The organism is Nonomuraea mesophila (assembly GCF_004352805.1).
GTDB classification, from domain to species: Bacteria; Actinomycetota; Actinomycetes; order Streptosporangiales; family Streptosporangiaceae; genus Nonomuraea; species Nonomuraea longispora.
In genome coordinates this window covers 90,577-115,636 of the sequence record NZ_SMLD01000010.1, presented here as the reverse complement: position 1 = coordinate 115,636, position 25,060 = coordinate 90,577, and the positions used below count along the sequence as shown (strand labels likewise).

21 protein-coding genes are annotated in these 25,060 nt (G+C 71.2%); 5 read left to right on the top strand and 16 right to left on the bottom strand.

Features of this window, described 5'->3' with window-relative positions:
- The first annotated feature begins 338 nt into the window (after positions 1–338).
- Complete coding sequence (recQ, locus tag E1295_RS06375; protein WP_132628725.1) at positions 339–2,147, top strand: DNA helicase RecQ; 1,809 nt, start codon at positions 339–341, stop codon at positions 2,145–2,147.
- A 686-nt stretch (positions 2,148–2,833) separates the two neighbouring features.
- Here recQ and E1295_RS06370 read toward each other — a convergent pair.
- From E1295_RS06370 to E1295_RS06355, 4 genes are all read right to left on the bottom strand, one after another.
- On the bottom strand, positions 2,834–3,481 hold the full coding sequence (locus tag E1295_RS06370) for a DivIVA domain-containing protein (protein WP_132628724.1): 648 nt from the start codon (positions 3,479–3,481) through the stop codon (positions 2,834–2,836).
- Complete coding sequence (locus E1295_RS06365; RefSeq protein ID WP_132628723.1) at positions 3,478–4,599, bottom strand: globin domain-containing protein; 1,122 nt, start codon at positions 4,597–4,599, stop codon at positions 3,478–3,480. The genes E1295_RS06370 and E1295_RS06365 overlap by 4 nt, the downstream gene beginning before the upstream one ends.
- Entirely contained in the window at positions 4,600–4,968 is a 369-nt protein-coding gene (locus E1295_RS06360; RefSeq protein WP_132628722.1) for a group I truncated hemoglobin, read from the bottom strand.
- Positions 4,969–5,519: 551 nt separating this feature from the next.
- Positions 5,520–6,116, bottom strand: a complete 597-nt coding sequence (locus tag E1295_RS06355; RefSeq protein WP_132628721.1) for a TIGR03086 family metal-binding protein — start codon at positions 6,114–6,116, stop codon at positions 5,520–5,522.
- Between the two features lie 92 nt (positions 6,117–6,208).
- Here E1295_RS06355 and E1295_RS06350 point away from each other — a divergent pair, with 92 nt between their 5' ends.
- Positions 6,209–6,661 (top strand): hypothetical protein, encoded by a 453-nt coding sequence (locus E1295_RS06350; protein ID WP_132628720.1) that lies wholly within the window; start codon positions 6,209–6,211, stop codon positions 6,659–6,661.
- Between the two features lie 20 nt (positions 6,662–6,681).
- On the opposite strand, the gene E1295_RS06345 is transcribed toward E1295_RS06350, so the two are convergent.
- The 10 genes from E1295_RS06345 to E1295_RS06300 form a co-directional block, all read right to left on the bottom strand.
- Entirely contained in the window at positions 6,682–7,497 is an 816-nt protein-coding gene (locus E1295_RS06345; protein ID WP_132628719.1) for an alpha/beta hydrolase, read from the bottom strand.
- A 2-nt stretch (positions 7,498–7,499) separates the two neighbouring features.
- A complete protein-coding gene (locus tag E1295_RS06340; RefSeq protein WP_132628718.1) occupies positions 7,500–8,690 on the bottom strand; it encodes a serine hydrolase domain-containing protein in 1,191 nt (396 codons plus the stop codon).
- A 190-nt stretch (positions 8,691–8,880) separates the two neighbouring features.
- Positions 8,881–9,561, bottom strand: coding sequence for a helix-turn-helix domain-containing protein (locus E1295_RS06335; RefSeq protein ID WP_246079876.1), 681 nt, complete (start codon positions 9,559–9,561; stop codon positions 8,881–8,883).
- A gap of 29 nt (positions 9,562–9,590) precedes the next feature.
- Entirely contained in the window at positions 9,591–10,805 is a 1,215-nt protein-coding gene (locus E1295_RS06330) for an amidohydrolase family protein (RefSeq protein ID WP_132628717.1), read from the bottom strand.
- A 103-nt stretch (positions 10,806–10,908) separates the two neighbouring features.
- Positions 10,909–14,040 (bottom strand): AfsR/SARP family transcriptional regulator, encoded by a 3,132-nt coding sequence (locus tag E1295_RS06325; RefSeq protein WP_132628716.1) that lies wholly within the window; start codon positions 14,038–14,040, stop codon positions 10,909–10,911.
- A 39-nt stretch (positions 14,041–14,079) separates the two neighbouring features.
- Positions 14,080–14,442, bottom strand: coding sequence for a nucleotide pyrophosphohydrolase (locus tag E1295_RS06320; RefSeq protein WP_132628715.1), 363 nt, complete (start codon positions 14,440–14,442; stop codon positions 14,080–14,082).
- A gap of 223 nt (positions 14,443–14,665) precedes the next feature.
- The gene (locus E1295_RS06315) at positions 14,666–16,036 is read right to left on the bottom strand and encodes a glycoside hydrolase family 5 protein (RefSeq protein WP_132628714.1); all 1,371 of its coding nucleotides are present in this window, start codon (positions 16,034–16,036) and stop codon (positions 14,666–14,668) included.
- Between the two features lie 2 nt (positions 16,037–16,038).
- Positions 16,039–16,881 carry a carbohydrate ABC transporter permease gene (locus E1295_RS06310; RefSeq protein WP_132628713.1) on the bottom strand — a complete coding sequence of 281 codons (843 nt, stop codon included), beginning with the start codon at positions 16,879–16,881 and terminating at the stop codon, positions 16,039–16,041.
- Positions 16,878–17,837 carry a carbohydrate ABC transporter permease gene (locus E1295_RS06305; RefSeq protein ID WP_132628712.1) on the bottom strand — a complete coding sequence of 320 codons (960 nt, stop codon included), beginning with the start codon at positions 17,835–17,837 and terminating at the stop codon, positions 16,878–16,880. The genes E1295_RS06310 and E1295_RS06305 overlap by 4 nt, the downstream gene beginning before the upstream one ends.
- Positions 17,834–19,123, bottom strand: coding sequence for an extracellular solute-binding protein (locus E1295_RS06300; RefSeq protein WP_132628711.1), 1,290 nt, complete (start codon positions 19,121–19,123; stop codon positions 17,834–17,836). The genes E1295_RS06305 and E1295_RS06300 overlap by 4 nt, the downstream gene beginning before the upstream one ends.
- A gap of 143 nt (positions 19,124–19,266) precedes the next feature.
- Between E1295_RS06300 and E1295_RS06295 the strand changes: the two genes are divergently transcribed.
- The gene (locus E1295_RS06295; protein WP_132628710.1) at positions 19,267–20,277 is read left to right on the top strand and encodes a LacI family DNA-binding transcriptional regulator; all 1,011 of its coding nucleotides are present in this window, start codon (positions 19,267–19,269) and stop codon (positions 20,275–20,277) included.
- Between the two features lie 48 nt (positions 20,278–20,325).
- Here E1295_RS06295 and E1295_RS06290 read toward each other — a convergent pair whose 3' ends face one another.
- Together E1295_RS06290 and E1295_RS06285 are read right to left on the bottom strand one after the other, a co-directional pair.
- Complete coding sequence (locus E1295_RS06290; protein WP_246079875.1) at positions 20,326–21,690, bottom strand: sensor histidine kinase; 1,365 nt, start codon at positions 21,688–21,690, stop codon at positions 20,326–20,328.
- A 94-nt stretch (positions 21,691–21,784) separates the two neighbouring features.
- Positions 21,785–23,356: a DUF4434 domain-containing protein gene (locus tag E1295_RS06285; RefSeq protein WP_132628708.1), complete on the bottom strand. Its 1,572-nt coding sequence runs from the start codon at positions 23,354–23,356 to the stop codon at positions 21,785–21,787.
- Between the two features lie 95 nt (positions 23,357–23,451).
- Here E1295_RS06285 and E1295_RS06280 point away from each other — a divergent pair, with 95 nt between their 5' ends.
- Entirely contained in the window at positions 23,452–24,231 is a 780-nt protein-coding gene (locus tag E1295_RS06280; RefSeq protein ID WP_132628707.1) for an SDR family NAD(P)-dependent oxidoreductase, read from the top strand.
- A gap of 20 nt (positions 24,232–24,251) precedes the next feature.
- Entirely contained in the window at positions 24,252–25,055 is an 804-nt protein-coding gene (locus E1295_RS06275; RefSeq protein WP_132628706.1) for a class I SAM-dependent methyltransferase, read from the top strand.
- The last annotated feature ends 5 nt before the right edge of the window (positions 25,056–25,060 follow it).

Genomic DNA, 25,060 nt, shown 5'->3' with positions numbered 1-25,060 from the left:
GGTTCGGGGTGGGGACGATCGCGCGGCCGGCGCTGCTGGCCGACCGGTACGGCCGCGTACGCGTCGCTGAACGGCGCGCTCTCGCTCCCCGTCACCGTGGCCAAGGCCGTCGCGCCGCTGCTGGCGGCCGGGATCGCCCAGTTCATCGGGTATCCGGCGGTGATGGGCGCGGTGGCGGCGGCCTGCGCGCTCGGCGCCCTGTCTCTGGTGGCCTACGATCGGCGGGAGCGTGCCGGCGGAGCACCCGCCCGATCGTGGTGCCGTGCGACGGGTGGTGCCGCCCTATCGCCCTGGGCGAACTCACACCCCGCAAGCCTCCGAACACGTAAGGTAGCCGTATGGATACACCCCTCGAGGTCCTGCACCGTGTGTTCGGCTACGACTCCTTCAGGTCGAACCAGCAGGAGATCATCGACCACGTCGTGGCCGGCGGCGACGCGCTCGTCCTCATGCCCACCGGCGGGGGCAAGTCACTGTGCTACCAAATCCCCGCCCTGGTGCGCCGCGGCGTGGGGGTGGTCGTCTCGCCGCTCATCGCCCTGATGCAGGACCAGGTCGACGCGCTGCGGGCGCTCGGCGTGCGGGCGGGCTTCCTCAACTCGACGCAGGACTTCGACGAACGCCGGCTGGTGGAGGCGGAGTTCCTCGCGGGCGAGCTCGACCTGCTCTATCTCGCCCCCGAACGGCTGCGCGTCGACGCCACGCTACGGCTGCTGGCCAAGGGCGACATCTCGGTGTTCGCCATCGACGAGGCCCACTGCGTGGCCCAGTGGGGCCACGACTTCCGCCCCGACTACCTCGAGCTGTCCAAGCTGCGCGAGTCCTGGCCCGACGTGCCGCGCATCGCGCTGACCGCCACCGCCACCCCGGCCACCCGCACCGAGATCTCCGCCAGGCTCGGCCTCGACGAGGCCCGCCACTTCGTGGCCGGCTTCGACCGGCCCAACATCCACTACCGCATCTCTCCCAAGAGCGAGCCCAAACGGCAACTGCTCGACTTCCTGCGCACCGAGCACCTGGGCGACTCCGGCATCGTCTACTGCCTGTCGCGCTCGTCCGCCGAGAAGATCGCCGAGTTCCTGGCCGCCAACGGCGTCGCCGCGCTGCCCTACCACGCGGGTCTCGACGCCCGCACGCGCGCCGCCCACCAGGCCCGCTTCCTGCGCGAGGACGGGCTGGTCGTGGTGGCCACCATCGCGTTCGGGATGGGCATCGACAAACCCGACGTGCGCTTCGTGGCCCACCTCGACCTGCCCAAGTCGGTGGAGGGCTACTACCAGGAGACCGGCCGGGCCGGGCGCGACGGGCTGCCCGCCACCGCGTGGATGGCCTACGGCCTGCAGGACGTCGTGCAGCACCGGCGGATGGCCATGGAAGGCGACGAGGCCCACCGCCGCCGCCAGGTGCACCACCTCGACGCCATGCTCGCCCTCTGCGAGACGGTGGGCTGCCGGCGGATGATGTTGCTCGACTACTTCGGCCAGAAGGGCTCGGAGCCCTGCGGCAACTGCGACACCTGCCAGGCGCCGCCCGAGTCGTGGGACGGCACGACCGCGGCCCAGAAGGTGCTCTCGACCGTGTGGCGCCTCGACAAGGAGCGGCGCCAGAAGTTCGGCGTGGGTCAGACGGTCGACATCCTGCTCGGCAAGAAGACCGCCAAGGTGCTCCAGCACGGCCACGAGACGCTCACGGTGTTCGGGGTGGGGGCCGAGCTCGGCAACGCGGAGTGGCACGGGGTGGTGCGGCAACTGCTCGCCCAGGGGCTGCTGGCGGTCGAGCCCAACCACGGCGCGCTGGTGCTGACCGACGGCAGCGCGGCGGTGCTCAGGGGTCAGCGGGAGGTGCCACTCCGCCGTGACGCCCTCCGCCCGGCCCGCGCCAGGACGGCCCCGGCCAAGGCTCAGGCCGCGGCCGAGCTGCCCGAGGAGGCCGCTCCCGTCTTCGAGCGCCTGCGCGCCTGGCGTGCCGCCACGGCCAAGGAGCAGGGAGTGCCCGCCTACGTCATCTTCCACGATGCGACGCTGCGCGAGATCGCCACCCGATCACCGTCCACCCTGGCGGAGCTCAGCCAGGTCAACGGCGTGGGCGAGAACAAGCTGGCCAAATACGGCGACCAGGTCCTGGCCACCCTCGCCGAGGACCCCTGAGGGCCGGCCTCGGCGAGAACTCCTGAGGGCCGGCCTCGGCCGAGGCTTCCGACGACCAGCTTCGACGCCGGCCGCCACGCCCGCGCCGGATCCCGCAGCCCCGCACTCCCCCAGCCCTCAGCCCTCAGCCCTCAGCCATGCAGCCCCACAGCCTCACAGCCCCGCAGCCCCGCTGGCTCCGGAGGGTCAGCGGTCTCGGGGGCGGCCGCTTACACATGTGACGGTGTGCGCAGTCGGCGGGAGCGAGCGGCGGCGGTAACGGACGGACGCTTCCGATCACCGAGGGCCGGCTCCACGAGCCCGGCGCACGGGTGGTGGACGTCGGGGTCGGGTGGTGGCGACGGCCGCACGAAGAACGGTCGTCGCCACCACGTTGCTCGGCCCTGGCCGTGGCGTTCCGCCGGGTCGCCCCTCCGACCGGGCCGGACGACATCCGCCCCCATGCACGGAATGACCCGTGTGGTGGTCCGGTGGTGACCGGTGGCCACTTACGATCTTCCCACCGTATCGGATGGATCGTTGGGGGTTCGCGGAGAGTCATGTCCGGGTGACTGCTCTGTACAGCACGATCGTACGGCGTTTTGTGGGGTTCTGGTGGGATGAGCGCGCGGTGGATCAGCGCGTGTGGTCGCCGTGACGCGCCCCGGCGGGCGACCCGGAGAACCGGCCGGTGGGGGCGGTCCGGGTCAGTCGCGGCCCAGCGAGGAATAAGCAGCGTTCTGCCCGGTTTCGGGCAGGTTGCCGAGTTTGTTGACCTCGTTGGTCAGCCCTTCGAGCACCGCACGCAGTTGCACCTGCGTGACCTCCGCGAACGTGCGCAGGTAGGCGATGCGCCGTTCCAGTTCCTCGGCCTCGGCCGACTGGTGTGCGCCGCTCGACCGGTAGACGTCGACCGCCTGGTTGGCGGCCTCCTCGGCCCGCTGCTGCGCCTCCTGCAACACCTGTTCGTACTGCTGGCGTGCCTGGCCCACCAGCCGGCGGGCGTAGTCCTCCGCCTCGGCGATCTGGGCGTCGGCCGTCTGCTGGGCGCGGGAGAGCAGGTTGACCGCGTCGACGCTGAGCCTGGCCTGCTGGTTGCTCGGGGCGGTGACGTCGGTGCCCCGGTCCTTGTACCAGTTCTTCAGCCGCTCCACCTCGGCGCGCAGGTCGGCCTTCTCCATGTCGCCGGCCGCCAGGTCGTCGGCCAGGCGGTACAGGAAGCTGCGCACCTCGTCCTCGCTGTAGCCGCGGTGGCCGAGCTTGGTACGGGAGAAGGTCTGGTTGCGCACCCGTTCCGGTGTGAACCGCCGGCGGTCGTTCGACGGGCGCTCCCCCCATGGCATGTCTGCCGTCACGGCTCCCTACCTCCAGCAGTGGTGAACTCGTCGAAGCGGATGTGCTCGGGCGGCACCCCGGCGTCCAGGAGGCGGGAGACGGAGCCTTGGACCATCTCCTCCGAGCCGCAGACGTAGACGTCCTGGTCGCGCCAGGCCTTCAGCGCGACGTCGACCGCATAGCCGTGCTCACCCCGGTAGAAGGCGTCGCGCGACACGACGGGCACCACGCTCAGCCAGGGGTTGTCGGCCTCCAGTTTGGCGAGCGCCTCGGTGTCGTACAGTTCGCGGGAGGTCCTGGCGCCGACGAAGAGGCGCACGGCGCGGGGCGGGCCCTCGTAGGCCACCTGCTCCACGAGTGACTTGAGGGGAGCCAGGCCGGTGCCGCCCGCGATGAGGAGGAGCTCCCTGGCCGGTCCCGAGCCGAGGGTCAGCCGGTCGCCCACCGGTGCGCTGATCTTCAGGATGTCGCCGCGCTGGGCGGCGTGCACGAGGGCGGTGCTGACCGTGCCGCCGTCGACGACGCGTACGTGCAGGTCGATGGTGTTGTCGCGGCGCGGCGCGTTGGCGATGGAGTAGTAGCGCCAGAGTTTGGGACGCAGCGCGGTCGAGACGGAGGCGGACTGGCCTGGGCGGAAGGGGTACTGGTAGTTCAGCCGGGCTCTGATGACCGCGATGCCGGGAACGCGCACCTCGTGGAGGATGATCTCGCCCTCCCACCAGGGCGGCGACGTGGCCGACGACTCCTCGGCCGCCTCGGTCATCACTTGCGCGACCAGCCCGTACGCCGCCGTCCAGTCGCGCGCCAGGGCCGGCGTCCACAGGTCGCCCAGGAAGTGTTCCAGGGTGGCGAGCAGCGCCTGCCCGACGGCGGGATAGTGCTGGGCGACCACGGAGAACTTGCGGTGGTCGCGGCCGAGCTGCTGGAGGAACGGCACCAGCTCGTTCACCCGGTCGACGTTGCTGACGACGTGGCCGAGCGCGTTGACCAGCCGGTCGCGCTGGGCGGCCATGGAGACCGGGAAGAGCGAGCGGGTCTCCGGATGCATGAGGAACAGGGCGGAGTAGAAGAACAGCGGCACCTGGTCACCTGACTGGGCGACCTGGCGCCAACTGCCCTTCAGAGCTTGCGTGTCCACTTATCTTGCTGCCCCTACCTCCACGATGGACCCGCGCACCTGACCCAGGACCGTCGCGACGTGCTCCACGAGGTCGTCGTCGGCGCCGAAGTCCTCGCGGAGCACGGTGACGAGGATGTGGCCGACCTTCTCGTAGTGCTCGCCCGTGACGCCCATGCCCCGGTGGGCGTCGCCCAGGTCGTGGCCTTCGTACACCTCGGGGCCGCCGAGGACGGAACAGAGCAGCATGACCATGTGCCGCTTGAGTCGTGCCATGTCGACGCCGCTGAAATATGGCTTGAGCTCGGCGTCGTCCAGCACGACCGTATAGAAGCGGTCGACCACGGCGCGAATGGTAGGAGCGCCGACCTTCTCATAGTACGAAGTCATGGAGACTACAAACCTCCTGAATGGAACGATATTTCCATGCGTGATTACGCACGGCAAATTCGCCGCCTCGATGCGGAATCATTCCGACTAGGACGTTCTTCAGCCGGTCACCAGAAGGGGGGTCTCGCCCTGGCGGCACAGGCGGGCACCCGGCCGGCCCGGAGCGCCCATGACCTGGAACGACTCATCTACCTGCACCGATGCACTCCGCACCCGTCGGACGGCAGCGGGATGACGCCCGCCGCCTGTCGCGGCTTCCGCCGTCACAGCCGAAACCAGCGCGCAATCCGAGTGCCACTCATGTCCCCCATTAAGCGGATCCGGTGCAGGCCGAATACCCGTACCGACCCCTGACCATCAGGCTTTCCGAGAACGCGAGCATGCGTCAGAAACACTAAGGGGTGAGCAGATCGCTCGCAACCGCCTCAGGCTGACAATGCCGCATTTTCCGGACAACTATTGCGCCTTTCGGTGTCATTCCACGCGGAACACCCGAGATCTCCTGTTCTTGGACGAAAACACGCCTTGCCGCATTTACCGTCCGGGTTCTCTCAGCGCCCGTTCGGGTCGCGGCCCAGGAAGGCGAGCAGGTGATCCTGCGCGGGCGCCGTGCGCGGCACCCCCACCCGCGCGGCGAACCTGCCCGGGCGGTCCGCGGGCGTGACGAACACCTGGGCCAGGTCCAGCAGTTCCTCGGCCAGCACGGGCGGGACGGGACGGTGCTCACCGCACGACCTGGCCACGTCCCACCCGTGCACGGCGACCTCGATCGCGCCGACCGCGGCCACCACCGGGCTCGACACGTGCCATCCGCCGATGGCGACGGGCTCGTCGGCGAGCAGGGCCGTCCACGATCCGAGCACCGTCGTCGCCTCGTCCCTGACGGACAGGGCCGGGTTGGCGACGGCCGGCCGGGGCGCGGCGGACGCGGGACAGAGCTCGACCGTACGGGACGCGGCCGCCTCGTTCAGGCTCGCCAGCGCGTCGCCGAGGTGGTCGAGCAGCCGCTGCAGGCTCCAGCCCGAACAGGGTGTGTCCCGGCAGAGCGCGTCCGGGGTGACGATCCGCAGGCTGCCCACGGCGTACTCGATCGATCGCTCCAGCAGCGCCACACCGGCGGCCAGCGCCTTGTTCTGCTCGCCCATCATCGCCTCCTCGCACAGGAAGACCCGGCGGCGGCGGGAAAGTCATCGCAACCTTCCGGCCCGATCGCGAGTAGAGAGGGTGAGGAGGTGCGGTGATGAGATGGCTGACGTGTGCGGTGGCCGGGCTGGCGGTGGCCGGCCTGGCCGGATGTTCGGCCCCGGCGCCGGCCACCGGCTCCACCCCGGACGCCTCGGCCTGCGGGCACATCGCGGAGCCGGCGGGCAAGGGTTTCCCCGAGGTCAGGGGCACGGCGCGCGACGCGGAGCTGTGGGGGCTGCTCTTCGTGGGCGAGACCCCGCTCCGCCATGGCGACGAGGTCAAGATCGTGTGGCGGATGACCGGCGAGGGGCCGCTGCGGGTCGCCGCCTCGCTGCCCGACGGCACCGCCGCCACGCTCGCCTGGGGGCCCGAGGAACACGACGGTTCCAGCTGGCGGCGGCCCGGCCAGGAGTGGGGCACCGGATTCGTGTTCCCCGAACCGGGCTGCTGGAAGGTCGAGCTGACCCGCACGCGGGGTTCGGGGCACGTCCTGCTGGAGGTGGTCTGACCTTCGCCCGCGGACCCCGGCTACGACGCGCGGGTCAGGGCCCGGTCGACGAAGGCGGTCACGTCGTCCAGGACCTCGTCCTTGTTGGTCTCGTTGAACACCTCGTGCCGGGCTCCGGGATAGACCCGCTCGGTCAGGTCGGCCCCGCGTACGGCCTCGATGCCGGGACGGCTGCCGGCGATCGGGACGAGCTCGTCCGCCTCCCCGTGCACCCACAACGTCGGCAACGATCCGAACGTGCCGCTCTCCACGATCGTGGCCAGCGTCGTCGCGAACGCCTCCAGCGTGGCGCGCTTGAACGGGCCGTGCCACACCAGCGGGTCGGCGGCGTACGCGGTGCCCACCGACAGGTCGCGGGAGAGTGTGGCCGGGTCGATCGGGGTGTCCGGCGGCTCCTCGTACGCCAGCAGCTCCGGCACGATCGCCCAGCTGCCGATCACCGGCCCCGACAGGACGAGCGCGGCCAGTCCGGCGCCGTGACGCTGGGCGTAGCGGGCCGCGATCAGGCCGCCCATCGAGTGGCCGATCACCACGACGGGCACCCCCGGGTGATCGGCCCTGCCGAGCTGCTCGACGGTGTGCACGTCGGTGACCACGTCCCCGAAGTCCTCGATGAGCACGCGGTCGCCCTCGGATCTGCCGTGGCCCATGTGGTCGGGCCCGTAGACGGCGGCGCCGTGCCGGACGAGCCGGTCGGCCACGTACTCGTAGCGGCCGATGTGCTCACCGTAACCGTGGACCAGCACGGCGACATAGCGCGGCCGCTCGTTCGGCCAGATGCGGGCGGTGATGCGGCCCCTGGTGCCGGAGAAGGTGTGCTCCCGTGACTGCGCCATGCTCACTCCTTGATCGAAAGTGCGGCGAGCGTACGCCGGGAGCCGCCCGGCCGTCCACCTGACCTGCCGGGCGTGTGAACGGCTAGCGCTTCGGGGCAGAGCACCGCTTCCGCCGCCTGCTGGATGATCGAGGTAGGGGCATGGGGCTCGACGGCCAGCGTGGTGGAGACCGCGAACTGCACGCGGCCGTCGTACGTGCTGAAGGTCATCGCGTTGAAACCCGCAGCTGCGCCTCCGACGACCCGCATCGGCGGCTCGTTCCCGCACATGCGCTCGGCGGGAGGCGGCGCCTCCGGCTTGCCCGGCGGCGTCGCCTCCCAGACCTGCCGCAGGTCGTCCGGCAACAGCTTGCCCTTCTCGTACGCGCTGAAGAACCTGCCCATGTCACGCGCGGTGGAGATCACTCCTCCGGTGCCCGCGCCGTAGCTCGCGTTGAGCCGGTCCATGTCGCGCAGCTTGCCCTCGGCGTCACGGGCGTACCCGTGTCCGTGCGGGCCCTTGATGCCCTCAGGGGGTTTGCTGGTCCCGTAGGTGCGGGTCATCTCGAGCGGGTCGAAGAGCCGCCGCTCGAACTCCTCGGTCGGGGGGGTGCCGGTGATCTCCTCGATGATCATTCCGAGAAGGATGAAGTTGGTGTTGGAGTAGTGGTACTTCTCGCCCGGCTTCCCCGTACGCGGCAGGTCCCGGGTCTTCTTCACCAGCTCGGCCGGCGAGTAGTCGGTCATGAAGTCGAAGATGTCGAGGTGGCCGTTGGGGATGCCGGAGGTCTGCTGGACAAGGTGCCGGACGGTGATCTCGTCGGCCAGTTCCACCAGATCCTGCCCGGCCACGATCGGCAGCACGTCGCTCAGCTTGTCGTCCAGGCCGAGCTTGCCCTCCTCGACCAGTTGCAGCGCCACGATGGCCGTCATGTACTTGCCCTGGGATCCGATGCGGTAGCGGGCGTTCTCGGGGATCTTCCCGCCCTTGCCGTGCAGGAGCCTGGAGCCGGCCGTCCCTCCGTCGGCCTTCCTGCCGTCGATGTAGAGCTCGCCGATGGCCCCCACGATCCCCGAGTTCTTCGCCAGGGTGGTCAGCGCCTTCTGCACGTCCCCGTACCGGGGGCCGGCCTCCGCGATGGGGGGCTGCACGCTGCCCAGCGTCATCATCGCGCAGGCCAGCCCGGCGATGCCGAAGAGCTTCGTGCGATGCATGCTCGTGGTCCTTTCCTTGCCGGATTACGTCGCAAGGCACCATCCGCATGCCCGGAGCTCGCCGAGCCGGGTCCCGCACGACGCCGGCCTCCTGTCTAGAGCCGCCGGCGTTTCCGCGCTGTTTCCCGCTCCCGCATCCCTCGTGTCCACGTCGGCGGCGAGGCGCGGCCTCCCCCTCGCCGGGGGGCCGTCACGGGGCCACGGTGACGTGGTCGAACTCGTCGTCGGACAGCGTGCGCCGCAGGATCCGCAGCACCTTGGCGGCGTCGTCGTGCGGCCCCTGCACGTAGAAGGGCCTGCCGTCGCGCCCGAACGTGATCGCGGACTTCTCCTCCCACGCGCCCAGGGCGCCGGCCACGGGCTCGAACTCCTCGTCGGGCTCGAACCCGAGCGTGCGGGCGTAGTCGATCGACCCGAGCACGAGGTGCCTGGCCAGGTCGATCGGCGCCTCCTGGTAGCCGGCGTACTCGCCGAAGAAGTATTCGCGGAAGCGCCGCAGCTCGCGGTCGTCGAGCACGTCAGGCCCGATGGCGTTCTTCACGCCCAGGCAGTGGACGTCGGCGAGATAGCCGGAGACGGCCATCCGGTCATAGCCGTGGCGGCGGGCCACGAGCACGCACACCATGCCGTCGGCGCCGGAGCCGGGGGCCTCGTCCACCCAGCCGCGCGCGGGGTCGACCTGGAGGCCGTCGCTCCAGCCGGTGTTGATCCAGCACCCGACCACCTTGGGCTCGCCGGTGGGCGCGTTCTCCGCGGCGATGGCCCGCACCAGCGGCGCGACGACCGACGGGGCGACCTTGAGCGCGCGGGCGATCTCCTTCGGCGAGCGGCCCTGGAGGCGCAGCTCGCGTACGCGATCCTTCAAATCCATGCGAGGAGCCTAGCCGTCCGGGAGCCCGCTCAGCCTGCGGACGACGTCACCGTGTCCACGCCCGTCTGGTTCACCGACCGGCCCGAGACCAGGACGAGCGCCAGGTTGCGCAGGTCGGACAGGCGGGTGAGCGGGTCGCCCGCGACCGCGATGAGGTCGGCCCGCTTGCCCGCCTCGAGGCTGCCGGCGACCTCCCCCACCCCGCAGGCGTCGGCGGCGCGCACGGTGGCCAGTTCGATGATCTCCGCGTTACCGAACCCCGCCTCCGCGAACACCTCCAGGCTCGCCACGAACGCGTCGGTACGGTTGGCCACGCCACTGGAGACGAACCCGGCGTCGGTGCCCGCGATGAGGCGTACCCCCGCTTCCCGCATGGCCGCGACCCCGCTCAGCCAGTCGTCGAGCATCTCGGCGCCGAGCACCTCGCGCGAGCGCCAGAACACGCCGTGCAGGGTCGGGCAGACGTACGTGCCGCCGGCGGCGACCAGGTCGGCCAGCTTGGCGTCGTAACGATGGCCGGATGGGGTGAAGAACGAGCAGTGCTCGATCGTGGTGACCCCGGCCTCGATCGCGCTGCGGATCGCCGCGTGGGCGTGGGCGTGCGCGGCGACGCTCCTGCCGCGCGCGCCGGCTTCCTCCACGACCACCCTGAGCTGCTCGGTCGTGTACTGGGGCACCCAGCTCGGGGGCGCGCCCGGCGTCATCTGGCCGCCCGAGGCCATCACCTTGAGGCAGTCGGCGCCCGCCCGCAGGTTCTCCCTGGCGACCCGGCGGATGGCGACCTCGTCGTCGGCCTCGCCGCCCATGTACCAGCAGTGGCCGCCGGTGATCGTGATCGGCCTGGTCGCGGCCACGAGGTGCGGGCCGACGGCCAGCCCCTCCTCGATCGCGTCCCGCAGCGCCAGGTCGAGGAAGTCGCGCCCGCCGAGGTCGCGGGCGGTGGTGACGCCGGCCGACACGAGCTTGCGCGCGTTCTCCGCCATCCGCAGCAGCAGGTGGTGGTCGTTCTCGGCGCTGTGCCGGGTGACGGGATCGACCGTGGCGTCGAATCCGAGGTGCACGTGGGCGTCGACCAGGCCGGGCAGCACCGTGTGACCGGGCAGCTCGACGACCTCCCCGGCCTCGCCCGCGCTGCCGCGCGGCCCGACCGAGACGATCGTGGCCCCGTCGATGAGGACCTCTCCGTCAGCGATCACTTCTCCGGGACGTCCGGTGAGCACCCTGGCCGCGCGAATGATCCGCATGATCTCACCCTGCCATGCCCGTAAGACGCCGAGAAGGGGACGGTAAGCGCCGTAGGCCACGGGCGCAGCCGCCGCCCACCTCGCATGAGCATCGCCCGGCCGGCTACCGCAGCAGGTCGTGCACGTCGTCGAGTTTGCGGGTCGCCCCTTCGTCGTACGCCGCCGCGAACCCCTTCTCCCCCAGCGCCTCGCGCGCCCTGGCCGTGACCCGGTCGATCTCGACCTGCTCCGACGGCCCCGCGGGAGTCCGGTTGTGCCGCCGGGCCGCGGCCGCGAGCCCCAGCAGGAAGGCGACCCTGCCGGGCGACCCGGTGGCGGAGGCCGCGCCCTCGACGGCCCACGCCATCGTCCTCGGGTCGCCGATCTTCGCGGCGGCGGCCAGCGCCTCCCGGTGCAGGTCGAGGGCGGCGGCCGGGTCGCCGCGCGTCTCCGTGAGGAATCCCAGCTCGATCAGCGTGGACGGGACGTGCAGGGAGGGTTCGAGGTCCGGGTCGCGCGGCACGCCGTCGAGCAGGTGGAGCAGGTGTTCCTCGGCCAGGTCGAGCCGTCCGGCGCGGCGCGCGGCGAAGGCCAGGCCCATCCTGCCCATGGCCTCGCCCTCCTTGTAGCCCTGTTCGGCGGCGAGTCTCGTGGCGCGTTCGCAGATCTCGACCGCGCGGGCGTACTCGCCGTTGGAGAAGGCGGTCCAGCCCAGCCAGGCCGTCCGCGTGGCTACCTCCGTCCAGAGCCCGAGGTCCTCCGCCATCCGCAGGCCCTCGCCGAACAGCCGGTTCGCCCGCTCGGCGTCGTGGGCCATCTCGGCCTGGGAGGCCAGCCACTCGGTGGCCCGCAGCAGCCCCCAGCGGTCGCCCAGCTCGGTGAACAACCGCGCGCTCTCCCCGGCGGTGCGTTCGAGCGCCTCCAGGTCGCGCTGGGTGAAGGCGTCCCTGGCCTGCCGGGTCAGCGCGGCGGCGACGCCCCACGTGTCGCCGACGGCCCGGAACGTGGCCAGCGCCCGGCCGGTGAGCTCCTGACCGGCCGGCAGGTCCCTCAGGTGCAGGGCGACGAACAGCTCGGCCCTGGCCCGCGCGCCCCGGTCGTCGATCGCCGCCAGCGCGGGCTCGTACGCGACCTGTTCGCCCAGCATGAGCGCGAAGCCGGCGTGCCAGGCGGCCGCCCTGGCCCGGGCGGGGGACGGCTCCCCTTCGATCGCCAGCGCCTGCGCGAGCGCCCGCCGGCCCTCGGCCAGCCTGCCGCGCAGGAACCAGTACCAGGCCAGCGCGTTGACCAGCCGGGCCGCGCGCTCGCCGTCCCGCGCGGCGGCCGCCGTGTCCAGCGCCGCCCGCATGTTCGCAGCCTCGGCGTCCAGGCGCAGCAGCCGGTCGCGCTGGTCGGGGCCGTACAGGTCGGGCTCGGCCCGCTCGGCCAGCCCCAGGTAGTGGCGCAGGTGGGCGAGGCGTACCCGGTCGAGCTCGGCGGCGTCGGACAGCCGGGCCACGCAGTACGCGGACACCGACTCCAGCAGCCGGTAGCGCACGCCCGCGCCGGCGCCGGCGGCAGCGACGACGACGAGCGAACGGTCGACGAGGCGGGCCAGCAGGTCGAGCACGTCGAGGCCGCGCTCCCCGCAGACCGCCTCCGCCGACTCCAGGGTGCAGCCGTCGGCGTGCACGGCCAGGCGGCGCAGCACGCGGCGTTCGTCGTCGGACAGCAGGTCCCAGCTCCAGTCGATCACCGCGGTGAGCGTGCGCTGCCTGGCGGGGGCGCCGCGCTGCCCCGAGGCCAGCAGCCGGAACCGGTCGTCGAGCCGGTCCACCACGCCGTGCACGCCGAGCGCCCGCACCCGGGTGGCGGCCAGTTCGAGGGCCAGCGGGATGCCGTCGAGCCGCCGGCACAGCTGGGCGACGGCCTGCGCGTTGCCCGCGTCGAGCGCGAAGCCGCGGGCGGAGGCGGCGGCCCTGGACACGAACAGCCGGACGGCGTCGGAGCAGGCCATGGCCGCCGGGTCCGCGCCCTCGGGCACGTCGAGCGGCGGCACGCTCCAGAGCACCTCGCCCGCCACGGCCAGCGGCTCCCTGCTGGTGGCCAGCACGCGCAGGTCGGGGCAGGCCCGCAGGAGCCGCTCCGCCAGGTCGGCGACCTGTTCGACCACGTGCTCGCAGTTGTCCAGGACGAGCAGCATCCGCCGGGGCCTGAGCGCGGCGGCCAGCTGCGCCACGGGGTCGGCGCCCGCGTCCTCCCTGATGTCGAGCGCCGCCATGACGGCCTCGGCAGGAGAGCGGGACGTCTGGTCGAGCGCGACCAGCCACGCGCCGTCGGCGAAGTCGTCCACGAGCCGGTTCGCGGCCTCCAGCGCCAGCCGGGTCTTGCCGACCCCGCCGGTGCCGGTGAGCGTCACCAGCCGTTCCTCCTCCGCCAGCGCGCGCACCTCGCCCAGCGCCTGCTCCCGGCCGATCAGCCTGCCGACGGGGGCGGGCAGGTTCGTGACCGGGCGTTGCGCGGGCACGTCGAGCGCGGGGTCCTGGCCGAGGATCGCCTGGTGGAGCGCCACCAGCTCGGGGCCTGGGTCGAGGCCCAGCTCGTCGGCCAGGCGCTCGCGCAGCTCCGCGTACGCGGCCAGCGCCTCGCTCTGGCGCCCCGCCCGGTAGAGGGCCCGCATGTGCACGGCCCTCAGCCGCTCCCTGAGCGGATGCCTGGCCACCAGGTCGCCCAGCTCGCCGACGAGCAGCCCGTGCTCGCCCAGTTCCAGCCGGGCCTGCGCGTGCTGCTCCAGCGCCGACAGCCGCTGCTCCTCCAGCCGGAGCACGGCCGTCCTCGTGTACTGCTCGTCGGCGAAGCCGGCGTACGCGGGCCCCCGCCACAACGCCAGCGCCTCGCCCAGCAGCCGCGCCCTGGCCCGCGCGCTGCCCGCCGCCTCGGCCTGGGCCAGCAGGCCGGTGAAGCGCACGGCGTCCACGGCCCCGTCGTCGGGACGCAGCAGGTAGCCGGGGGAGCGGGAGACGATCAGGTTCTTGCCTCCGGGCTCGGCGTCCTCCAGCGCCTTGCGCAGCTGGGAGACGCGGACCTGGAGCGCGCCCGCCGGGTTGGCCGGCGCCTCCTCACCCCAGAGGTCGTCGACCAGCCGGTCGGCGGAGACCGGATGGCCCTCGTGGACGAGCAGGTCCACCAGGAGCGCGCGTACTTTGAGGCCGGGGATCGTGACGGTCTCGCCGGCGTCCGTCCACACGGCCAGCGGCCCCAGCACCCCGAATCGCATGTTCGTCACCTTATGCGGGGCGGGTGACAGCGAGCAGCCTCAGGCGGCGCCCGGGGACGGTGGCGCCTTCCTGGCCGAACCGCGGTAGACGGCGGGGTCGTAGCGGCGGTCGTTGTCGTCGAGCTTGGCCCTGGCCGCCTCCACGAGGTCGACCCCCAGGACGTCGGCCAGGCGCACGAGGTAGAGGGTCACGTCGCCCAGCTCGGTGCGCATCCTGGCGAGCGCCTCGTCACCGGGGTTGGCGGACTGCTCGGCGGTGAGCCACTGGAACTCCGCCACCAGCTCCCCCACCTCGCCCGCGAGCGCCATCACCAGGTTCTTCGGCGTGTGGAACTGCTCCCACTCCCTGACTTCCGCGAACTCCCGCAACCGTACGGCGAGGTCCTCCAGCTCCGTCGTCACGGAACAGGACCCTACGCCGCCCGCGCGCTGACCACAGTGGCTCGGCGTAACAGCAGCCTGGCCGAGGGGGTCCTCGCGGAGGAGCTTCCGTAGGTCACGTGGCTGCAGGGCTCCTTCCCGGAGGCGGCCCGCCCGAAGGAGGAAGGCTGATGGCGGGCCGAGGCGACGATGTCCCTCGGCCCAACCCGTGGCGCGTCCGGTCAGCACCGGCTGAAGGGCGTCGTCAGCGGGGTGCGAGGTTGTCGGCGAGCAGGTCGAGGAGGGGTTGGCGGCGGACGCAGCGGTCCAGGAGGAAGGAGTCGGCCAGGGCGGTCAGTTCCCCGTCGTCGAGCCCCCTGAACAGCTCGGCATACTCCGGCAGCAGGGCCTGGGCCATGAGGATGTGCCGGATGAGGTCGTCGGTCTGGTAGCGGGCGCCCCACGGGTAGGGCTCCCAGCCGGGGGACTCCGTCTCGACCAGCGCGTGCAGCGGGGCCAGGACGTCGGCCGACTCCTCCATGGTGGAGCCCCAGCGGTCCACGCCGAGCCGCCGCTTCTTGGCGATGAAGTCGCCGAACCTGTCGAGGTACGGCCCCGCGGCGTGCACCAGGCCCTGCAGTCCCACGTCCTTGTAGGTCCACAACGACCAGCCCGCCCCTTGGCCGTCGTAGATGTCCAGCTGGTCGCGCAGGATCTTATAGCGCTGCGCGTCCACGTCCGGGTCGCCGGTGTAGACGGGGCCGAACTCGCCGACCCACAGGGGTGTGCCGGTTTCGCGCTGGAAGCGGGAGCGCCGGGCGAAGGTGCTTTCGAGCTCGCCGCGGTCGCACCACTCGCCGCGGGTGTAGCCGGGGTACGGCCCGCCGTGGGCGAAGCCGGCGAGCGCGTAGTCGTGCAGGACGAACACCGTGTTCTCGTACATCTCACGGAAAATGGAGAAGTCGGTGGCGTACGTGTTGCCGTCCAGGAACAGGATGTGCCGCGGGTCGGCGGCGCGCACGGCCTTGACCAGGCGGTCGTAGAAGGGGCCGATCACCTTGCCGGTGAGGTCGCCCGGCTCGTTGACCGGGTTGTAGCCGGCCACCCAGGGATGGTCGCGGTAGTGGTCGGCGAGGGCCTCCCACAGGTGCACGGCCCGGTCCTGGAAGTGGCGGTGCTGCCAGAACGCGGCCACGTGCGTCGGGTTGTCGGAGTGCCAGTGCTGGTTCTGGGAGCCGGGCAGGGCGTGCAGGTCGATGACGCTGTAGATCCCGCGCTCGCCGAGCAGCCCGATGACCCGGTCGAGGTGGCGGAAGCCCCGCGGGTCGATCTCGCAGGGCCGCTCGTCGGACTCCCAGTGGCGGTAGTTGACGGGGATGCGCACGCAGTTCATGCCCAACCCGGCCAGCAGGTCGGCGTCCTGCTCGGTGAAGAACGACGTGAGCAGCCGGTCGAAGAACAGCTCGGCCCGTTCCTCGCCCAGCACCGAGCGTACGGCGTGCCGCATCGAGCTCTCGTTGGCCGGATAACCGGTGATGAAGTTCTCCATGTTCATCCAGCCCCCGAGACCCACCCCGCGTAGTCGTACCGGCGTGTTGTCGTCCGCGACGAGCTGGGTTCCGGACACGTGAAGCATGTTCACCCTTTCGTTGCACCAGCGGTGAGACCACCGACGAGGTGGCGTTCTGCGACGGCGTAGAACCCGAGCGCGGGCACCATGGCCAGCACGAGGTAGGCGAGGATGCGGGCGGTGTCGGAGGCGTACTGGCCCTGGAACTGCTGGATGCCCAGCGGCAGGGTCCAGCTCGACTCCTCGCTGAAGACCACGAGCGGCAACATGAAGTTGTTCCAGCTGCCCACGATGGCCAGGACGGAGACGGTGGCGATGGCGGGCCTGGCCATGGGCAGCAGGATGCGCCAGAAGAAGCCGAACGGGGAGCAGCCGTCGATGGTGGCCGCCTCCTCCAGTTCGCCGGGGATGCTGCGGAAGAACCCCCGCAGGATGATGATCGTCAACGGCAGGCCGAAGGCGGCCTGGGTGAGGATGACGCCCATCGGGCTGTCCAGCAGTCCGAGCGTGCGCAGCAGGACGAAGATGGGCAGGATGGCCACCGCGAACGGGAACATCAGCCCGGCCGTGAACAACGTGAAGTACAACTCCCTGCCGCGGAAGGCGAACCTCGCGAAGACGAACGCCGCCAGCGCCGACAGGGCCACCGTCAACACGGTCGTGATGACGGCGATGAACGTGCTGTTCCACATCTGCAGCCAGAACGAGCCTGAGCCCAGCACGTCGGTGTAGTTGCCGGTCGCCCACGTCCGGGGCAGGCCGAAGGGGTTCGCGGACAGCTCGCTGTTCTGCTTGAACCCGCCGAGCACCGCGTAGATGACCGGGATCAGGATGAACGCGCCGACGATCCAGGCGATCAGGTGGAGCGGCAGCGTGGTACGGCGCACGCGGGTCGCCTTGCCGTGGTTCATCGACGGCCTCCCATGGACGTGGACGCGCCCTCAAGGTCGCGGCGCATCACGAAACGCTGGTAGACGAGGGCGAAGACGAGGCTGAGCACGAACATCACGACGGAGATCGCGCTGGCGTAGCCGACCTGGGTGCGTTTGAAGCCCCACTCCATCATGGTGACGGCCATCGTCTCCGAGGAGTGCGACGGTCCTCCCCCGGTGAGGATCCATACGAGGTCGAACAGCTGGATCGTGTAGATGACGGACAGGAAGATGCTGATCCGGATCGTCGGGCCGAGCAGCGGCAGCGTGACGTGCCTGAACGTCTTCCAGCCCGTCGCGCCGTCGATCTGCGCCGCCTCGATGAGCTCGTTGGGGATGTTCTGCCGTCCCGCCAGGTAGATCATCATGTGGAACCCGAAGTACTTCCACGTCATGACGAGGAAGAGCGACGGCATCACCGTGTCGGGGTTGGCCAGCCACTCCGACTCGATCCCGACCACCGACAACACCTGGTTCGCCATGCCCGCGTCCGGCGCCAGGATGAGCGAGAACAGCACGCCGGTGATGACCTCGGAGAGCACGTACGGCGCGAAGAACACGACCCGGTAGAGCGCCCGTCCGCGGATGCGCTGGTTCAGCAGCATCGCGATGGCGAGGGAAAACGGCAGTTGCACGCAGATCGAGAACACGATCAGCACCAGCAGGTGCGACAGGTCCTGGGCGAAGATCTCGCTGCCGAACAGGCGGGTGAAGTTGTCGAAGCCGATGAAGTCGGTCGGCAGCCCGCCGAAGCCGTTCCACTTGAACGCGCTGGAGTAGACGGCCACCACCATGGGGGCGACGACGAGGAGCAGGAACAGGACGAGCGCCGGCAGCAGGAACAGGGCGATGGTCACCCAGCGTCCGCGCCGCCTGGCGGCAGGGGCGGGGGCCGGAAGCTTGACCGCCTCCGGCCCTCTGGTGAGTGTCGTCATTCTTCGCTCTTGGCCACTTCTGTGATGTCCTGGGCGACCTCTTCCGGCGTCTTCGTGCCGCCGATGAGCTCGGCCACGCTGTCGTTCACCTGCTGGCCGACGGCCGGCGGGTAGGCCTGGTCGAGGTAGAGCTGGTATCCGGTGGCCTCGACGAGCTGGTCCGCCACCTGCTTGAGGTTGGGGTCCTTGACGGCGCTCTCCTCGCCCTTGAGCACGGGCAGCACGCCGCCCGACTCGACGGCCTTGGTGTGCTGCTCCATCGCGGTCATGTACTTGACGAAGTCGACGGCCTCCTTGGGAGCGTCGGCGCCCACGGCCAGGCCACCGCCGCCGCCGAAGGCGTCGCCGATCGAGCCCTTGCCGCCCTCGACGGCCGGGAAGGGGAAGAAGCCGAGGTCGTCGCCGAGGCCCTCGCCGGCGTCCTCCTGCGTGACCGGCGCCCACTGGCCCATCAGTTCCATGCCGGCCTTGCCGTTGCCCATCGTGGCCGCCTGGCCGTCAGGTGTGCCGTAGCCGGCGCCGAGGAAGCCCTTCTGGAACGGCTGCAGATCCGCCAGCGCCTTGAGCTGCTGCCCCGCGGCCACGAAGTCCGGCTTGGTGAAGTCGTGGTCGGTGGCCGCCTGCTTGAGCGCGTCCAAGCCGGCGATGCGCATGGCGAGGTAGGCCCAGTAGTAGTGGCCGGGCCACTTCTCCTTACCGGCCAGGGCGATCGGGGTGATGCCCGCGGCCTTGAGCTTCTTGACGTCCTCCAGGTACGCCGACCAGGTGGTGGGCGGCTCGCTGATGCCGGCTTTCTCGAAAAGTTTCTTGTTGTACCAGAAACCCACCAGCCCGATGTCAGTCGGCAACCCGTACGTCTTGCCGTCGATCTGGTACGCGCTCAGCGCGGCCGGCGTGAACGTCGGCAGGACGTCGGCCACGTCGCCCGAGATGTCCTTGACCAGCCCGGCCTCGACCTGCTGCTCCAGCACGCCGCCGCCCCACGTGGCGAAGATGTCCGGCGCCTTGCCCGACTGCGTGATCGTGGTGAGCTTGGCCTTGTAGGCGTCGTTCTCCAGGACGGTGGCCTTGATGGTGACGTTCGGGTTCTTGGCCATGAACTCCTTGGCGCGCTGGTCCCAGAGCGTCTTGAGCGGGTCGGCCGTCGACAGGTGCCACCACTCGATCGTGACCTTGCCGGGCGAGCCGCCCTCGCCCTCGGGCGAGGCGGACTCCCCGCCGCCGCAACCGGCCACGAGTCCGGCGATGAGCACCGGGGCCGCGATCAGCACCACACTGCGTCGCATAGGGGTCCCTTCCTCAACAGCATGAAATTTTCGTGAAACCCCCGATAGTTTCTTGCCTTGGAGCGTAAGTAAACGCCAGGTAAAGCGTCAACACCTGGGGGCCGAGCGATGGCAAACCGAAACTTTCGGATACACTCCCGAACGTGTCAGCGAAGAGGCGGGTGACGATCGCACTGATCGCGGAGGAGGCCGGAGTCTCCATTCCGACGGTCTCGAAAGTCATCAACGGACGTCCAGAAGTCGCTCCCGCGACCCGCCACCGGGTCGAGCGGCTGTTGCAGGAGCACGGCTACCAACGGCGCATCAGCCAGGACGACACCCCGGCCGGCCTGGTCGACCTGGTGTTCGCCGAGATCGAGTCGCCGTGGGCCATGGAGATCGTGCGGGGTGCGGAGGGTGCGGCCCACGAGGCCGGGGCCAGCGTGGTCATCTCCGTCCTGCACACGCACGCGGGCCCGGGACGCGACTGGCTCGAACGGCTGGCCGCGCGCAGGACCGACGGCGTGGTGATCGTCGCCTCGCGGCTGTCGACAGGCATCCAGGCACAGCTCAGCGCCCGTTCGCTGCCGTTCGCGGTGGTCGACCCCGAGGGCGAGCCCGCCCCCGGCGTGATCTCGGTCGGCGCCACCAACTGGAACGGCGGCCTGTCCGCGACCCGCCACCTGCTGGAGCTGGGCCACCGCAGGATCGGCATGATCAGCGGCCTGTCCGACATGCTCTGCAGCCAGGCCAGGATCGACGGCTATCGCGCCGCCCTGGAGACGGCGGGGCTGCCCGTCGCACCCGAACTGATCAGGCGCGGCACGTTCCTGGTCGAGTCGGGCCACGACCAGGCGCACGCCCTGCTGTCCCTCGACGATCCGCCCACGGCCATCTTCGCGCACAGCGACCTGATGGCCTTCGGTGTCCTGGAGGCGGCCAGGCAGCGTGGGCTGCGCGTCCCCGAGGACCTGAGCGTGGTGGGCTTCGACGACCTGCCGCTGGCCAGCTCGGCCTGGCCGCCGCTGACGACGGTGCGGCAGCCGCTGCAGGAGATGGCGGCGCTGGCCACCCGTACGGTGCTGGCCATGGGCCACGGTGAGGTGCCGGAGACCAAACGGGTGGAGCTGGCCACCGAACTGATCGTCCGGGAGAGCACGGCCGCGTACGCGTAGGGCCGGGGCCGGCGTCTTCGTGAAGCACGGTCGCGTAGGGCCGGGGGCTCAGCCGTCGTGGAGCGGCGCCCGGAAGACGAACCGGGCGCCGCGCTCGGAGTCCTCGACGGTCAGCGTGCCGCCGTGCGCCGCGGCAATCTCGCGGGCGATGGGCAGGCCGAGCCCGCTGCCGCCGGCGTCTCGGTTCCGGGCGGCGTCGAGACGCGCGAAGCGTTCGAAGACGACCTCGCGATGCTCGGGCGCGATCCCCTCGCCATCGTCGAGCACCTCCAGGACGGCCTGCCCGTCCTCCTTCCGCACCGTCACCGTGACGCGGCTGTCGGCGTGCCGGTCGGCGTTGTCCATCAGATTCGTCAGCAGGCGCGCCAGTTGCAGCCGGTCGCCCTTGACGACCACGTCCGCCCGCAGGTCGGTGACGACCTGTTTCTCGCGCGGCCGGATGGCCTCCCCGGTGACCAGCCCGGCCAGTTCCACGGGCTCACGGCGGCTCGGGGCGCCCGCGTCCAGCCTGGTCAGCACGAGCAGGTCGGTGACGATCGCCTGCAGCCGGTCCAGGCTGGCGAGCACCTCGTCACTCACCTCGATCCAGTCGGCCTCATCGGGGTGGAGCCGGGCGTCCTCGATCTGGGCGCGCATGGCGGTGATCGGGCTGCGCAGGTCGTGCGAGGCGTCGGCGGCGAACCTGCGCTGGCGATCCATCGCGTGTTCCTTCTCCCGCATCGCCGTCTCCAGCCGCTCCAGCGTGCGGTTGGCGGTCTCGGCCAGTGCCGCGATCTCGTCGTCGCTCTGCGGCACGGGCACCCGCATCCCGCCGCCGAACGCGGTGATCTCGGCCAGCCGCCTGGTGATGGCGCTGACGGGGGCGAGCGTCCTGGTGGTGGCCCGCCACACCACCAACCAGGTCAGCGCCACCAGCGCCGCCGCGAGCGCGGCCTGCGAGGCGATCACCTGCGGGCCGACGTACCAGGGCCTCGCCGGGCCGAAGGCGTAGATGATCCAGTCGCCGTCCGGCTGGTACGTGGTGATGGCGATCACGATCTTGCACTGGCCGGGGAACCCGCTGAGCCCGCAGAGGTCGGCGACGGCGTTGGCCTGGCCCTCCTGGGGGATGGCCGTGGTCTGCCTGGGCAGGCCGACGAGGTTGAGCGTGGTGGTGACCGGGCGTCCCGACGGGTCGACGACCTGGATGCCGTCGAGCCCGTCGTACTCCAGCACCTGCGGCAGGCGGTTGTCCTTGATCATGAGCAGCACGGACACAGCCCTGCTCGACATGTCCTGCGCCTGGATGTCGACGAGCTGATCGCGGATGCCGTGCAGCACGAATGCGCCGACGACGATGTTCAGCAGCAGCATCGCGATGCTGGCGAACAGCGCCAGCCGCACCCGCAACGACCGGCCGAACCATGCCCTCACGCGCCTTCCCCCGGCCATCAGAAGAACACAGGCCTGGCCGTCACCACCAATCCAGGGAGATTCCTCGACAAAAGCCCTTCGTCGCCGTGCCGGCCTAACGCATCACGTACGGATTCGTGCTGGTGTGGCCGGCGCCGTTCGTGGCCGTGACGGACGTCAGGGGCCCCGGGGGGACGTACGGAGCCCAGGCCGACTCGAGCCGGCCGCCCGAGTGCCACTCCTGCCGGACCACCGCCCCCTGGGGGCCGAAGCGGAGCGAGCCGCCCCGCAGGTTGTGGCCCTCGACGAGGATGCCGGGCCGCCCGTTCCTGTCCTGCCTGACCGCGTTGACGATGATGGGCTGCTGCCAGTCGCGCGCGATGTCGTCGGCGAGCGAGGGGGTGTCGTGGCGGGCCTGGCAGGTGAAGAACGGGTCCCAGCCGTACGAGATGATCTTGGTGGCGTGCGGGCCCGAGGCCATGATCTGCCGGTCGAGCCGGCTCTTCGTGGTCCGCCCGCGCAGCGGCAGCGGATCGACGCGCCCGCACTCGCCGGCCGCCGGAGTGGGCTCGAAGCCCTCGACGTTCACCCACAGCTCCACCCCGTCGGGCACCTCACGGGCGGCCGCCTCGACGTATTCGTGGGTCGCCCCGTAGTAGGCCTCGGCGTTGCTGACGTCACCCACCACCGGCGCCAGCCGCGGCACGACCTTGGCGCCGGCCTCGTGCGGGCCGTGCACCGGCACCTTGCCCGTGCCGCGACCGTCCTGGACCGCGATGGCCATGGGCACGCCGGCCCGCGTCACCGCGATGTCCTCCATGCCGTCGCCCGCCTGCTCGGGCGGGAACCCGCGCTCGCGGCGGGCGTCGATGTACGGGCTGACCAGGATCGGCCTGCCCGGCAGGACGTCGGCGACGACGGCGTGCTGCGCGGCGTAGAGCTCGATGATCGGATCGTCGTCAGCGCGGTCCCGCATGGCCAGCTCGAACGACTGGTAGACCCCGCCGAAGGCGCCGGACGCGCCGAACCGCGCCTGGTAGTCGGCCAGCACCCGCGCGGTGAAGGCCTTCAGCGCGCCGGTGTGGTCGTGGTCGGGCTCCCACGGCTTGTCCTCCCGCTGCGCGGCCGCCGGCAGCCCGGGAAAGACCTTCATGCCGTACGCCGCCGCCTCGGCCATCAGGTTGCCCAGCCCGTCGCCGTCCGTGGCGACGAGCACGAGGTCGTGCACGGGTTCCCGGCAGTCCTCCGCCAGCGACAGCCGGTAGAACACGCGGCCCTCGCTCTCGATCCGCCGCTCCAGCCCGGGGCAGCGCAGCATGCCCTTCCCGAACTCCTCGCTGGTCGTGTACGTGTAGACCCGCCGGATCTGCTTGCCCGGCACCTGCGCGCACGGGCGGCCGTCGAGGCGGCAGCCGGCGAAGCCGGGATCCTCGCGGGCGTCGAAGCGCGGGCCGAACGTGACGAGCGTGTCGCCGCCGATCGTGTGGATCGCCTCCACCATGCGCCGGGTCACGCAGCGGTCGGCCCGCGGGATGACCCAGTAGCCGGTGATCGCGTAGGGGGCGCTGACCCGGGTGTCGCGCGGCGGGCACTCCTCGGGCCCGGGCGATGCGGGCACGAACACACCCACGACGAAGGCGACCGCGACGATCAGCCACAGGATCCGGTGCACCCACGCCCCTTCCACGCCCGCGCACCCCAGCCTACGCACCGGCACCCGGCCCGGTGCGTGCCCGCGGGTACTGATCGCGCAGAATGGCGGGACAAGGGGGGTGCGGAATCGTGCACATCGATCTCACCGGGAAGACCGCGCTGGTCACCGGGTCGACGCAGGGAATCGGAGCGGCCATCGCCGCCGGGCTGGCACGGGCGGGCGCCCGCGTCGGGATCAACGGCCGCGGCGAGGACTCGGTCGCACGGGCCGTCGAGCGGATGGAGGGCGACCTGGTGGCGGCGCCCGGCGACGTGTCCGCGGACGACGGGTGCGAGCGGGTGCTGGGTGCGCTGCCGCAGGTCGACATCCTGGTCAACAATCTGGGCATCTTCGGCGCGCAACCGGCGCTGGAGATCGGCGACGACGAGTGGCGGCGCTACTTCGAGGTCAACGTGCTGGCCGCGATCCGGCTGACCCGCGCCTACCTGCCGGGCATGATGGAGCGCGGCTGGGGGCGGATCCAGTACATCGCCAGCGACTCGGCCGTCGTGATCCCCGCCGAGATGATCCACTACGGCATGACCAAGACGGCGTTGCTCGCCGTGTCCAGGGGGTTCGCCAAGGAGGCGGCGGGCAGCGGGGTGACGGTCAACTCCGTGATCGCGGGGCCCACGCACACCGGGGGCGTGGAGGACTTCGTCCACCAGCTGGTGGGCAGGGAACTGCCGTGGGAGGAGGCGCAGCGGGCGTTCATGGTGCGGCACCGGCCGCAGTCGCTGCTGCAGCGCCTGATCGAGCCCGAGGAGATCGCCAACATGGTGACCTACCTCGCCTCGCCGCTCGCCTCGGCCACGACGGGCGCGGCGGTGCGGGTCGACGGCGGCTACGTGGACTCCATCCTTCCCTAGGAGGTGCCAGGATCGCCTCCATGGCTTTCACCACCGAGGGTTCCGCCGATCAGCCGAGCGTCCCGGCCGCCACGCAGCCGTCGTGGATCCGTCCCGTCTCCGAGGGCACGGAGCAGGCGACGCCCAACGACTACGACAGCTTCGCCGAGGCGTACTCGGCCGAGAACGAAACCAGCCTCCTCAACGCCTACTACGAGCGGCCCGCGATGCTGAACCTGGCCGGCGACGTGGCCGGCCGGCGGATTCTCGACGCCGGGTGCGGCTCCGGCCCGCTGTCGGCCGCGCTGCGCGACCGGGGCGCGGTCATGACCGGCTTCGACTCCAGCGCCAAGCTGCTGGAGCTGGCCCGGCGGCGGCTCGGCGACGGTGCGGACCTGCACCTCGCCGATCTGACCGACCCGCTGCCGTTCCCCGACGCCGCGTTCGACGATGTCGTCGCGTCGCTGGTCCTGCACTACCTGGAGGACTGGACGGCGCCGCTGGCCGAGCTGCGCCGGGTGCTGAGGCCCGGCGGCCGGTTGCTCGTGTCGGTCAATCACCCCTTCGTCGACTTCCTGGACGCGGCCCGTTCCGGCGGCAGCTATTTCGGGATTCGCGAGACCCGTGAGGAATGGACCCTCGGCGGGCACACCGCGCTGATGCGCTTCTACGGCCGGCCGCTGCACGCGATGGCCGACGCCTTCACCGGGGCGGGCTTCCACATCACCGGCATCGACGAACCGTCCCCAGCGCCGGAGGCCCGCGAGCTGTACCCGGACGTCTTCGCCGACAGGCCCTCGGGCACCTTCGTGTGCTTCCTGTTCTTCGCCCTGCAGGCCGGCTGATACCC

Excerpts from the sequence above, each read along its gene's own strand:
- E1295_RS06325 (WP_132628716.1), bottom strand. The coding sequence starts at position 14,040 with ATGCGATTCGGGGTGCTGGGGCCGCTGGCCGTGTGGACGGACGCCGGC.
- E1295_RS06315 (WP_132628714.1), bottom strand. The coding sequence starts at position 16,036 with ATGCTTCACGTGTCCGGAACCCAGCTCGTCGCGGACGACAACACGCCG.
- E1295_RS06310 (WP_132628713.1), bottom strand. The coding sequence starts at position 16,881 with ATGAACCACGGCAAGGCGACCCGCGTGCGCCGTACCACGCTGCCGCTC.
- E1295_RS06300 (WP_132628711.1), bottom strand. The coding sequence starts at position 19,123 with ATGCGACGCAGTGTGGTGCTGATCGCGGCCCCGGTGCTCATCGCCGGA.
- E1295_RS06350 (WP_132628720.1), top strand. The coding sequence starts at position 6,209 with ATGAGATGGCTGACGTGTGCGGTGGCCGGGCTGGCGGTGGCCGGCCTG.
- recQ (WP_132628725.1), top strand. The coding sequence starts at position 339 with ATGGATACACCCCTCGAGGTCCTGCACCGTGTGTTCGGCTACGACTCC.
- E1295_RS06340 (WP_132628718.1), bottom strand. The coding sequence starts at position 8,690 with ATGCATCGCACGAAGCTCTTCGGCATCGCCGGGCTGGCCTGCGCGATG.
- E1295_RS06345 (WP_132628719.1), bottom strand. The coding sequence starts at position 7,497 with ATGGCGCAGTCACGGGAGCACACCTTCTCCGGCACCAGGGGCCGCATC.
- E1295_RS06305 (WP_132628712.1), bottom strand. The coding sequence starts at position 17,837 with ATGACGACACTCACCAGAGGGCCGGAGGCGGTCAAGCTTCCGGCCCCC.
- E1295_RS06360 (WP_132628722.1), bottom strand. The coding sequence starts at position 4,968 with ATGACTTCGTACTATGAGAAGGTCGGCGCTCCTACCATTCGCGCCGTG.
- E1295_RS06330 (WP_132628717.1), bottom strand. The coding sequence starts at position 10,805 with ATGCGGATCATTCGCGCGGCCAGGGTGCTCACCGGACGTCCCGGAGAA.
- E1295_RS06275 (WP_132628706.1), top strand. The coding sequence starts at position 24,252 with ATGGCTTTCACCACCGAGGGTTCCGCCGATCAGCCGAGCGTCCCGGCC.
- E1295_RS06355 (WP_132628721.1), bottom strand. The coding sequence starts at position 6,116 with ATGATGGGCGAGCAGAACAAGGCGCTGGCCGCCGGTGTGGCGCTGCTG.
- E1295_RS06335 (WP_246079876.1), bottom strand. The coding sequence starts at position 9,561 with ATGGATTTGAAGGATCGCGTACGCGAGCTGCGCCTCCAGGGCCGCTCG.